General features: G+C 61.1%; 9 protein-coding genes. 1 reads left to right on the top strand and 8 read right to left on the bottom strand.

Annotated elements, in window-relative coordinates; genetic code table 11:
- Positions 1 to 39: 39 nt before the first annotated feature.
- A complete protein-coding gene (locus ACH79_RS28750) occupies positions 40 to 627 on the bottom strand; it encodes a hypothetical protein (RefSeq protein ID WP_161853940.1) in 588 nt (195 codons plus the stop codon).
- A 233-nt stretch (positions 628 to 860) separates the two neighbouring features.
- Positions 861 to 3053, bottom strand: coding sequence for an ATP-binding protein (locus tag ACH79_RS28745; protein ID WP_161853939.1), 2193 nt, complete (start codon positions 3051 to 3053; stop codon positions 861 to 863).
- Positions 3054 to 3295: 242 nt separating this feature from the next.
- Between ACH79_RS28745 and ACH79_RS28740 the strand changes: the two genes are divergently transcribed.
- Complete coding sequence (locus ACH79_RS28740; RefSeq protein ID WP_161853938.1) at positions 3296 to 4675, top strand: ABC transporter substrate-binding protein; 1380 nt, start codon at positions 3296 to 3298, stop codon at positions 4673 to 4675.
- Positions 4676 to 4824: 149 nt separating this feature from the next.
- Here ACH79_RS28740 and ACH79_RS28735 read toward each other — a convergent pair whose 3' ends face one another.
- From ACH79_RS28735 to ACH79_RS28710, 6 genes are all read right to left on the bottom strand, one after another.
- Entirely contained in the window at positions 4825 to 5058 is a 234-nt protein-coding gene (locus tag ACH79_RS28735) for a hypothetical protein (protein ID WP_161853937.1), read from the bottom strand.
- Between the two features lie 248 nt (positions 5059 to 5306).
- On the bottom strand, positions 5307 to 6230 hold the full coding sequence (locus ACH79_RS28730) for a complex I NDUFA9 subunit family protein (RefSeq protein ID WP_161853936.1): 924 nt from the start codon (positions 6228 to 6230) through the stop codon (positions 5307 to 5309).
- Positions 6231 to 6506: 276 nt separating this feature from the next.
- The gene (locus tag ACH79_RS28725) at positions 6507 to 7067 is read right to left on the bottom strand and encodes a hypothetical protein (protein ID WP_161853935.1); all 561 of its coding nucleotides are present in this window, start codon (positions 7065 to 7067) and stop codon (positions 6507 to 6509) included.
- Positions 7068 to 7347: 280 nt separating this feature from the next.
- Positions 7348 to 9273, bottom strand: a complete 1926-nt coding sequence (locus ACH79_RS28720) for a potassium transporter Kup (RefSeq protein WP_161853934.1) — start codon at positions 9271 to 9273, stop codon at positions 7348 to 7350.
- A 153-nt stretch (positions 9274 to 9426) separates the two neighbouring features.
- Positions 9427 to 11325, bottom strand: coding sequence for a potassium transporter Kup (locus tag ACH79_RS28715; RefSeq protein ID WP_161853933.1), 1899 nt, complete (start codon positions 11323 to 11325; stop codon positions 9427 to 9429).
- 162 nt (positions 11326 to 11487) lie between these two features.
- Entirely contained in the window at positions 11488 to 12315 is an 828-nt protein-coding gene (locus ACH79_RS28710) for a flagellar motor protein MotB (protein WP_161853932.1), read from the bottom strand.
- Positions 12316 to 12330 lie beyond the last annotated feature (15 nt).

Below are 12330 nucleotides of genomic sequence, written 5' to 3'. Positions count from 1 at the left end.
ACCTGACCATCCATTTGGATTGCAGCCCGTACGGAAAACTCAAGACAGCGTCACATTATCGAGAAATGGTTGCCAGGAGAACGCCTCGCTGTTGGCCTTGTCGAATTGCCCATCCTCCAGCAGCTTGCCGACAGACCTGAAGTACTCGCAAAGGAATGTCGCATCCGGCAATTGATAAACGTGCTCATTCGGCACCCACAAACCAAACTTCCTGGCGGAGATAAATGCAGACAGGATTGCAGGTTTGAGATCACGTACATTGTCCGGCCATTCTGACGAGGCGGCTCGAATTTTGATGCTGTCTGAAAGACTGCGAAATTTAGCGCCCAGACTTCGGAGCTCGGAAGCTTTTCTTTCGCTCGACTTCCGGCTCAGCCATTCCAATGAGATGCCAACCAGCATTCCGGTCAAAAAGACCATCGCAAATTTGAACCAACGCTGCTGGCCAAGTGCGACCAGATTGTCAGAAACGGTCGTGACCACAGCGTTACCAAGAACCGTCGTGGCCACACCACCCGGAATGGAAAAGACATTTGCCTTCAATCCTTTTTCGAGGATAGGCATGACCAGCGGGATCAGCAGAAGACCCCAAATTCCAAACAGAAACTGTTTAAGCCGACTGGACATCGAGCCCTATGGTTGCACGCAGACGAGCCATTCAGCCGAACTAACGCTTAAACGACCCATGCGGCCTCTCCAAAAAAGATAGGGATGCAGATTGCTGCAGTGCATGAATCCGATTGTGGACACTTGGCCGGGCATGCCGGCCGTGGCTCCATTGCGACGTTCCGAGTGGCGCCTGGCGCATAGCGCGGAAACATCCAGCCGAGAGCGGTTTTCATTTTGCTTTACCTGCAATCTCATGCCGCTGGATTGGACCGGACCTGCTGGGCTGGAACGCTCTCCTCTCGTACCAGCGGCAGGGAAAACTGAAAGACGGCACCTCGAGGTTCGTTCGCGCTCACCCACATTCGTCCCCCGTGAGCCTCGACCATCGACTTGCAGATCGCGAGGCCCATGCCCATGCCCTTGGGCTTGGTCGTGTAGAAGGCCTGGAATACGCGCTCGGCATCCGCCGGGTCGAGGCCGGGCCCGGAATCGCTGATAGTGACGAGCACGCCGGCCGCCTCCGCCTCGGTGTTGATCCGGAGCTCGCGTGTCCCCTCGTCGCTGCCGTCCATGGCTTCAATGGCATTGAGGATCAGGTTCAGGATCACCTGCTGCAGCTGAGTGCGATCGCCTTCCACCAGAGGCAAGCCCGGTGCGAGCTCGGTCTGTAACGAGATGCCATACTTGAACATTTCGCTTCGGGTCAGCGCGACCATTTCGAGGATGGCCTCGTTGAGGCCGAACCAATCCCTCCGGGGCGGCACCTTGTGAATGAGCGCCCGGATGCCGCCAATGACGTTGCCGGCGCGCTTGCCGTCGTCAACGATACGGTCGAGCGAATAGCGAACCTCTTCGAGATTGGGCGGCCGCGCACGCAGCCAGCGTAACGCCGCCTGGGCGTTGGTAACCGTCGCGGCGATCGGCTGATTGACCTCATGGGCGATCGAGGCCGACAACTGCCCCATCGTGGTAACGCGGTTGGCGTGCGCGAGCTCCGCCTGCATGGCCCGCAAGGCTTCTTCGGCCCGCTTGCGTTCGGTGATGTGACGCCCGACGCCGCGGTAGCCGACGAAGCTCCCCTTCTCGTCAAACACCGGCAGGCCGGAGACGGACACGTAACGCTTGCTGCCATCGGGAGCAGACCGCGCCAGCTCAAAATCACGGAACGGCAGATGGGCATCGAGCGTCTCGCGGTGCTTGCGCCAGGCCTCTTCATCAGGCTCCAGGTAAGGCACTTCCCAACGTGTCTTGCCGATCTCGGAGCCCGACGCCGGCGCATCGGCAAGATCCTCCGCAAATTCCTGGTGAGTGAAGCGATGCTGCGCGTCGGTCTCCCAGTACACGTCGAAGGAGAACTGCACGAGGGTGCGAAAGCGCTCCTCGCTCCGCCGCAGCGCCTGCTCCGCCCGCTTGCGCTCGGTCAGATCGAGGACAAAACTGATACCCTGGTTTGGGCTTTGTTCGAACATCACTCCGCCGAGCAGCACGGGCACACGGCTACCGTCTTTCCGAAAATACTCCTTCTCGAACGGCTGGACGGTCCCCATCTGCTTCAGCTCTGCCACGGTGTGCGCGTCGCGGCCGCGCCATTCCGCCGGCGTCAGGTCCGTCCGGTTCAGGCAACCCGAGGCCAGATCCTTGCGGTCGTAACCCAACATATGGAGAAACGCGTCATTGGCCTCCAGAATGCGACCGTCGAGCTCCCAGATGATGATGCCGACGATGTTGGCGTCGACCAGGTAGCGGATCTTCTTGTCGCGCGCCAGGAGATCGCCATGGAGCGCGATGTTCTCTGCGATCGCTTTGCGCCGCCTCATCGCTTCGAGCCGTGCGAGCGCCAATGCCACCCCTGCCAGGATTGCGACAATGACGATGGCGGTCGCGATCAGCCAGGCCTTGCGTTGTTCGAGTTGCTCGCTGCGCTTCTCCTGATCCACGCGCAGGAAGCGCTCGTGGTCAACCATCTGGTCGATTTGCGACCTTATCTCGTCCAGGCTGCGAATCATCGCCATCGCGGCGGGCCCCGAGTAGGTACGGACCGTTTTGACGATCTCATCGATCTCGCGCAGCTTTGCAGCAACGGTCAGCGCCAGATGTCCGGCACGATGGCTCTGCAATGGATCGTCCGCCACCAGGGCCTGCAGCGCCTGCGCGTCCCGTCTTACGCTTTCGTCGGAGACGCCATAGGCCTTGAGATATTGGGGGTCGAGGGTTAGCAGATAGCCGCGTCTTTGCGCCTCCACGTCGGCGATGACCGTGCGCAACCGATCCAGCGTCTCGAGCACCTGACGGTTGCGGTCCTGCGCAAGGTTTGCCGCTTGGCGCGCCTGCCAATATTGGAGGCCAAGAACTCCGGTCGCGACGACCACAACCAGAAGCGCAGCAACCACCAGCGTCAGCGGACGAGCTAACCACCGAAAGGACTGGCTCAGAAGAAATGACATTGGCCTGGTCTTCGATGCTCGCGTGAGCGGCTATTTTCTGATGCCGACGCAGAGTATTGCTAGTATAATGTAAATACAGCCACGGTCCGCGCAGGTGAGCGGGAACCGGCACACTCAACCGCGCAGATTATACCGGCTTAGAAGCCCGTAGGTCCCCTCGCAAGGGGCCAGAACGTCACGGGAATACCTGTGCGCGCTGTGACGTTCGATCCTTCGGCCGGAGCAACCACAGGAGCAAACAGATGGCTCCAAGTGAGAACTTGCCTGCAAAATTGCCGAGCCATTCCGGGCTGGCCAGCCGGCGCAGCTTTGTCAAGGGTTTGGGCATAGCCCTGCCGGCCCTCTCCATGCTGCCCCGGTGGGGTTTCGCCCAGGATGTCGCAGCGAGCTACGCCAACGCTGCGATAAACTGGAAGCAGTTTGCGGGGCAGACGATCACACTCGGGGGCGCGATCCATCCCTGGACGAACGCGATTACTCCGCTTTTGCCTGATTTCACCGAGCTCACCGGTATCAGAGTCGTTCCCGACTTCCGGTTGGAGACCACGTACCTGGGCGCGCTGGCGATCCAGCTCAACCGTCGCGACAGCACACCCGACGTCTTCATGTACACGACCTATGGCCAGGGTATCTCGGGAGGATGGCTCGAGCCCCTGAACGCCTATTATGCCGACAAGTCGCTGACTGATCTCGCCTGGTATGACGAGGGCGACCTTCTCAAGACCGCCCGAACCTTTCCGCTATGGCGGGACGGCGAGCGCTACGCCATGCCGATCACCTCGGAGGCGGTGACCCTGTTCATCAATGGCGATGCGCTGGCTGCCAAGAACCTGTCGGTTCCCCGCACTTTCGAAGAGCTGCTTGTCACCGCCAATGCAATCAAGACCGACGAGATGTCCGGCATAGCCATGCGGGCTCAAGCCGGCGGCAATTCGTCCGTGCCGGCGATGAGCTTCTTGTTCTCCTATGGCGGGGAGATGATCAAGGACAACAGGGCCGCTTTCGCGAGCCCCGAAGCAATCGCGGCCATCGAGATGTTCGGTCAGTTGCTCAGTCAAGCCGGGCCTGGCGGTGTGAGCGGCTACGAATGGTACCACGTGCTGGACGACTTCCTTCAGCGCAGGACGGCGATGGCAATCGACAGCAGCAATTTCGCTACCGACATCTCCAACCCGGCAAGGAGCCACGTTGCCGGAAAGACCGTATTTGCCGCCTTTCCGCACGTCGCCGGCCGCACGTCCGTGCCCTTCATGTCGCACTGGCAGGCCTGCATCAATTCCAAGTCGAAACACAAGCGGGCGGCGTTTTTGTTTCTGCTGTGGGCGACAAGCAAGCCAACTTCGATGCTGACCGCCGCGGCGGGGCTGGCGACGACGCGTGTGTCGGCTTGGTCGAGCGAGGGGTTCAAGAAGGCGTTCGGCGCCCAGGCCGCCGAAGCCGCGCTGACCAACTTGCAGAATGCCGATGTCGATCGCGCCAAGGCGATCCTGTTTCACCCGGTATCAAGGCCGATCCTTGACGCGTTCATGATCGGCGTGAATGAGGTGGTCACGGGCGCGAAACCGGCGAAGATTGCGATGACGAATGCCGCCGAGAAAGCCAACGCGGCGATCCGCGGATGAGATCGCTGGAACAACGGCGATCCGCGGGTGCTATTTCGACCTCTGCAAAAGCCCTGAGACGCCTGTCGATCTGCACGAGGCGCCCTTGTAAAGGGAGGGAGCATCGTCCTTTTTGCGGACATAGGGCCGACCGTACCAATTGCCCGGCCTTACACTCGATCACGCAGCCCTTTAACGCCTTCACCCTCGGCGCAATGATCGCAACAGAAAAAAGTACCCGTCTTCTCCAATCCGTGCCCGACGATGCGGATACCGCAATGAGCGCAGGTCGGCGCGAGCGCATGAATGGCGCACTCGAAACTATCGAAGGTGTGCGCCCTGCCGTTCATTGTGACCTGGAAGGTCTTGTCATAGTCATTGCCGCAGGTTTCACAGGTAGCCATGATATCCACCCTCACTTGGCGCGTTTCCGATCGCAGTACCTTCGCATTGAGTGAATTCAACAACGGTGCCCCTATGGGTTGGTTCCTCATCCTTCCGCGCAACATCGGGGCGCCCAGATCGACGCGCGCGGTAGGCCGTCGCGGCAGCCTACCGGCTTTCCAAGCCTTTGATCGCCAGAGCCGAAAATCTGGCGAGGTTTCGGACGCAATGGCAAACCCGGCGTCTGGACGCGGATTAATCGAGGAACTTATCCTCCGGAATTCGACAGCATTTTCTGAAGTATGGCCTCGACCGACTGTGGCGAAATCGCAAGTTCGACAAATCCAGGCATATCAGGCGATGGCAAGGTGTCGATTTGCATCAGCTCCACTTGATTGCGCGTGAGGAAGGGACTCCCGAGCATTTCTGATGCCCATGCCAAGGCATGCCAAGCGGCAAACGGGATTGGAATCAGCCGAGGCGCAAGTCCGGCTTGACGCGCCACGACTCTAAGAAGCTCCTCGTAAGAGTAGACGCGGGGGCCGCCGAACTCGAAGACTCTCGGCGTCTCGGCGCGCTGCATGATCCGACCAATCGCATCCGCAACGTCACCCACATAGGCCGGCTGCAATCTTGTCTCGCCGCGGCCGAACATCGGATAGACAGGAAGCTGGCGGAGGAGCTTGAGGATGACGACGAGAAACGCGTCGTCTGGTCCGAACATCACCGCCGGACGGATGAAAGTTGCCTCGGCGAACGCAGCCCGGACCGCCAGTTCGCCCTCGCCGCGGTTTCGGATGTAGCGGGATTGGGAGGCGGAATCAGCGCCGATTCCTGACATGTGGACGAGTCTTTTGACTCCAGCCCTGTGCGATTGAACCGCTACTCGCCGGGCGGCCTCGACGTGGACCGAATGAAACGTCTCCGGTCCCCGCTCGACGTAAAGACTGACCGCATTTATAACGCCGTAAGCGCCGGCAAGCGCATCCGCGACGGACCGCTCGTCGTGAATGTTGGCTTCTACGAACTGAAGTTGCGGATCATCAGCACCAGGCAGGGTATACCCCTGATCCGGATGCCTTGACGCGATCCGAACGGGAAATCCGCGTGAGCGCAGATGTTGAACGATGCGGCGGCCCAGAAAGCCGGTTCCGCCGAACACCGTGATGGTTTGACTGTTGGTTGCCACCATGGCCCATTCGCCAGTTCATGTCGCAACCGTCCCATTATGGCTCGCTCGAACCCTGCTGCGGGAAATAACTGCAAGTCTGCGAAACGACGAGGCCAAATGGGGGTGCTGGCCGGCTTTTTTGCCAAAGGGAGCGATGGAGATGCGGCCTCCGCAGTGCGCATCAGCTCTTCGAGCGCTCCAGCTCTTGCACTGAATAATGGAAGCACGACATCGATGGTCGCGTCCATTTGCGGTCTTTGGACGAGTCGCTCCGGCCGACCTCACGTTCTCTCGGCGCTATTTCCTTTGCTGCCACTGCATGAATTTTTCAAGCAAGGGTTTTTCGGGCGCTGCGTTGGCCGTTCCGGCGGGCTCGGAAACAGCCGGGTCTTCGCTTCCTTGTATTCCTTGAAACTGCTTGAATCCCTGGAGCAGTGCCTGGGAGTCTTCTTTGGATGTCGCTTGAGCCGGCGTAGCCAATGCAGGGGTAGAAATTGATACGGCAAGTTCCGAGGGTTCACTTTTTGACCTCGGAGGCATATTAAGCAACACGAGCGCCACGATCACAGTGGCACCGATCGCTACGGCAATTGCGCCGGCAGTGGCGAGCAGCCCACGTGACGGACGGCGTTCGTAAATGAATTGGGATTCCAACGGACGGGTGGATTTGGCGAAGGCCTTTTCGCGCATCTCATCAAAACGCGACAAAGGGGCAGCGGGAGGAAATTGATGCGATCCCGTCTGCGGCGTCTCGTCAGATCGCGGGTTCGCCATGCTGCGCGCCGAGCGCGGTGCGTAGTACAGCGGATCATTCGGATCATCGGGGTTGGGATGGTCGTTCGCGCGGATGAAACTCATTTGCGCTACTCCTCACAATACCACATCATCGCATCGGAATATTTGCCACTCAAGGCTTCAGCCTAGGCTTCCGGGTACTGTCCCACAGTACCGCACCAACTGCCGCACGCATTCGCGCCCGCGGCCAGCGGGGTGCAACTTCGATCCGCCGACCCCCGGTGTCAAGAGCCTGATCCAAATCGGGATGCGTGTGGAGTCAGATGTACTGCTCCGCCTCAGAAATAGCAAAGCTGTTGCCGTCCTGCGACAACATAAGCGGGAACTTGTGGAATTCGCGCCCCTAGATCGTGACCTGCGTTCCCACTTCGACCACGCGCCCGGTCGGGATCTGGAAATAATCGGTGGCGTCGTTGGCGGAGCGGCTGAGGCGGATGAACAGCAGGTCCTGCCAGCGCGGCATGCCGGAATGGGCAGCCGGCTTCAACGCGCGGCGGGACAGGAAGAACGAGGTCGACATGATGTCAAACTGCCAGCCGAGCTTGCGGGCGATCGCCAGCGTCTTCGGCACGTTTGGCGATTCCATGAAGCCAAATTTGAGCGTGACCCGCGAGAAGGTCTCGCTGAGCTGCTCCATCCGCACCCGCTCGGCATCGTCGATTCGCGGCGTCGGCGCGGTCTCGATGGTGAGAATGACGTTTTTCTCATGCAGCACCTTGTAATGCTTGAGGCTGTGCATCAGCGCCGTCGGCGCGCAATCGGGATCGGAGGTGAGGAACACCGCGGTGCCCGGCACCCGCTGCGGCGGACGCTTCTCCAGCATCGCCACCAGATCGGCGAGCGGGAATTCCAGCTTGCGCGATTTCTCGAACAGCAGCCGGCTACCGCGCCGCCACGTGTACATCAACAACATCACGACGCCGCCGAGCGCCAGCGGCACCCAGCCGCCTTCGAATACCTTCAAGAGATTGGCGGCAAGGAAGGTGACGTCCAGGAACAGGAACGGCGCGATCAGCGCGGCGGCCGCGATCGGCGACCATTTCCAGACCCGCCAGATCACGACGAAGCCCATCATGGCCGTGACCACCATGGTGCCGGTCACGGAGATGCCGTAGGCCGAGGCCAGCGCGCTCGACGAGCGGAACAGGACCACCAGCAGGATCACCGCCAGAAACAGCAGCAGGTTGATGCGGGGAATGTAGATCTGGCCGGAATGCGCTTCCGAGGTGTGGCGGATTTCGAACCGCGGCATCAGGCCGAGCTGGATCGCCTGGCGTGTCAGCGAATAGGCGCCGGTGATGACGGCCTGGCTCGCGATCACGGTTGCCACCGTCGCCAGCGCCACCATCGGGATCAGCGCCCAGTCCGGGAACATCAGGAAGAACGGATTCTCGATCGCCTTGGGATTGGCGATCAAGAGCGCGCCCTGCCCCAGATAATTCACCGCCAGCGACGGCAGCACGATGAAGAGCCAGGCGGTCTGGATCGGCCGCTTGCCGAAATGGCCGAGGTCGGCATAGAGCGCTTCCGCGCCGGTGACGGCGAGAAACACCGCGCCGAGCGTCACGAAACCGATCATGCCGTGATGAAGCATGAAGGAAACCGCGTAGAGCGGATTGAACGCCTGAAGCACTTCGGGATGCAGGACGATCTGCGGCACGGCCGCGATCGCGATCACGGCGAACCAGACGCACATGATCGGCCCGAAGAACGCGGCGACGCGGGCGGTGCCGTGGGACTGCACGGCAAACAGCGCTATCAGGATAATCAGCGTGAGCGGTACGACATAGTGTTCGAAGGTCGCGGTGATCAGCTTCATGCCTTCGATCGCCGACAACACCGAAAGCGCCGGCGTCAGGACCGCGTCGCCATAGAACAGCGCGCCGGAGATGATGCCGAGCAGCACGATCGTGGCGCCGCCCTTCCCCACCGCGCGTTGCGCCAGCGCCATCAGTGCCAGCGTTCCGCCCTCGCCGTTGTTGTCGGCGCGCAGCAGGATAACGACGTATTTCAGCGTCACCACCACGATCAGCGCCCACAGGATCAGCGAGAGCACGCCAAGCACCGCCTGCGGGCTGGCGGTACCCGCGTGTTCGCTGGCCGCGACGATCGCTTCGCGCAATGCATAGAGCGGGCTGGTGCCGATGTCGCCGTAGACGACACCGATGCTGCCGAGCATCAGGGCCTTGAAGCCGGCGGTGGAATGAGTTTCCCCATGACCGTTGGCCGCGGGCGTTTCCGCCGCGGTGACCGCAAACTGGACTGACATGAGATGGGGCCTCGGCTGTTACCGCACTGCACAAATGCAGAAGCGCAGCCCTATACTCCCGGGACCGGCTGGAAGGTTAGCCGGAATTCAGGCCTCCGGTATGCGCCGTCCGCATGGATTACAGCGGCTCCGTTAGATATTTTAGACGTAAAATCAAATGGTTACTTGAGTTCCGACCTCGACGACGCGTCCGGTCGGGATCTGGAAATAGTCGGTGGCGTCGTTAGCCGACCGGCTCATCGCGATGAACAGATGATCCTGCCAGAGCGGCATGCCCGATTGCGCCGAGGGCTTGAGCGAGCGCCGCGACACGAAGAACGATGTCGCCATGATGTCGAACTGCCAGCCGAGCTTGCGCGCGATCACCAGCGCCTTCGGCACGTTCGGCGATTCCATGAAGCCGAACCGCAGCCTGACGGTGGAGAACTTTTCGCTGATCTTTTCCATCTTGACGCGCTCGGACGGATCGACGCGCGGCGTCTGCGCGGTCTCGATGGTCAGGATCACATTGTGTTCGTGCAGCACCTTGTTGTGCTTGAGATTGTGCATCATTGCGGTCGGCACGAAGCTCGGATCGGAGGTCAGAAATACTGCCGTGCCCTTGACGATGTGAGGCGGACGCTTTTCCAGGCTCTTGATCAGGTCTGCCAGCGGCACCTCGATGCGGCGCGTCTTGGCGGTCAGGATCGCAGCGCCACGGCGCCAGGTCCAGATCATCACCGCGACCGCAACGCCAAACAGCAGCGGCACCCAGGCGCCCTCGAGCAGCTTCAGAAGATTTGCGGCAAAGAAGCTCATGTCGACGACGACGAGGGGCAGGATCACGGCCGCTGCGGTGGCCGCGCGCCAGTTCCACAGTTTCCAGATCACGACAAAGCCCATGATGCCGTCGACCACCATGGTGGTGGAGACGGCGATGCCATAGGCCGACGCAAGACCGCTTGAGCTGCGGAACAACAGCACCAGCAGCACGACCCCGATCAACAACAGCCGGTTGACGCGCGGCAGATAGATCTGACCGGCATGCGACTCCGAGGTGTAGCGCACCTCAAAGCGCGGCAACAGCCCGAGCTGCACCGCTTGCCGGATCAGCGAAAACGCGCCCGTGATCACCGCCTGGCTGGCGATGACCGTCGCTGCGGTCGCCAGCACCACCATCGGCAACAGCAGCATGCCAGGAACCAGCCGGTAGAACGGATTTTGGATCGCCGCCGGGTCGGCCAATACCAGCGCGCCCTGCCCGAAATAATTGATCAGGAGCGCAGGCATCACGAAATAGAACCAGCCGGTCTGGATCGGCTTGCGCCCGAAATGGCCGAGGTCCGCATAAAGCGCCTCGCCGCCGGTCACGGCCAGAAACACCAGACCCATCGTCACCAGTCCGATGGTGCCGTGCGAAAGCATGAACTGGATCGCGTACCAGGGATTGATCGCGTAGAGCACCGTGGGATCGTCGCTGATGTGGATCAGGCCCAAAATCGTGAGCGTCGCGAACCAGACCACCATAACCGGCCCGAAAAGCGAGGCGACACGCGCGGTGCCGCTGCTCTGCACCGAGAACAGCACGACGAGAATGAAGATCGTCAGTGGCACCACGTAATGTTCGAACGCGGGCGTGACCAGCTTGAGGCCCTCGACCGCCGACAACACCGAAATCGCCGGCGTGATCATGGAGTCGCCGATAAACATCGAGGCGCCGACGACACCGAGCGCCAGCAATACCCAGCTTCGGTGGCCCAGCGCCCGCTGCCCCAGCGCCATCAGGGATAGCGTGCCGCCCTCGCCGTTGTTGTCGGCGCGCAACAGCAGCAGCACATATTTGGCTGTCACGACGATGAAAAGCGACCAAAGAATCAGCGAGAGCACGCCGAGCACGATAATGCGCGATACCGGCTGGCCTTCGGCCGCGTGCGTGACGGCCTCGCGAAATGCGTACAAGGGCGAAGTGCCGATATCGCCGAACACCACGCCAATACTGCCCAGCGTCAGGGCCCAAAAGCCTGAGGTCGCGTGCCCCTCATGGGCCTCGGTAGATGTGACGCTGACAGTCATGGTGGAAGAGAACGTTCTCGTCGTTGAATTGATCCGCGCGGCTATCGACGCTTCCGCGTTGCCTGTCAATCTCGGACGAGCATAACACCACCTCCGATGCGGAGCTTACGCAAAGCAGATTCCATCGAAATGGCAAGATGGTATTATGGTAGTTCCGACGTGCTACGGCTTCAGATTCGGCGGAAGCGGCGGATTCTCGCGCATCAATGTGATGGTGACGCGACGGTTTGCCGGCAATGTCGGATCGTCCGGAAATAGTGGCTGGCTGTCGGCGCGGCCGCCGACGGCGTAGATATGGGATGACGGCAGTCCCTCGCGCTCGAGGATCTGGCGCACCGCATTGGCGCGATCCGCCGACAGATCGAACGCGCCATATTCGCCCCGCGCCGGCACGAAGCCGGCAGAGGTGTGGCCGACAATGTTGACCCGCAGCGGCGTCGCCTTCAGCGGCACGGCCAGTTTCTGGATCAGCCGGCGGGTGCGGTCGTAGGGGACCTTGGAGCCGTCGGCGAACATCGAGCGGCCATCCTGGTCGACGATTTCGAGATTGAGGCCCTCTTTGGTCTCCTCGAACATGATGTGCTTGGACATTTCGGTCAGTTCCGGCATGTCCTGCAGCGCCTGGCGCAACGAGGCCGCGGCGAGCGCGAATTCGCGGTCGACCTTCAGGCGGGCGCCGACCTCGCGCTGACGGTCCTTCTCGTCGGGCGTCGGGGTATTGGAGGCTTCCTCGGGTGAAATATGCGCGACGTTCTTCAGCTTCGGCCGCGTCGGCAGGCCGTCGGATTCGACGATGCCCGAATGCCGGGATTCGGTCTGCACGCCGAACGCCTCGCGCATCGAGCCGGCGACGATCTTGAGCTTCTGCTGGTCCTGGCTGGAGAACGCCACCAGCATCACGAAGAACGACAGCAACAGCGCCATCAGGTCGGCGAAGGTCACGAACCAGCCGTGACCGCCATGCGCCTCTTCGCGTTTTTTCTTGGCCATGTTCTATGTCCGCGC

Origin of the sequence: Bradyrhizobium sp. CCBAU 051011 (genome assembly GCF_009930815.1) — a bacterium.
GTDB lineage: Bacteria > Pseudomonadota > Alphaproteobacteria > Rhizobiales > Xanthobacteraceae > Bradyrhizobium.
Note: the sequence above shows the minus strand (reverse complement) of the source record. Positions and strands in the feature narration are given on the sequence as shown.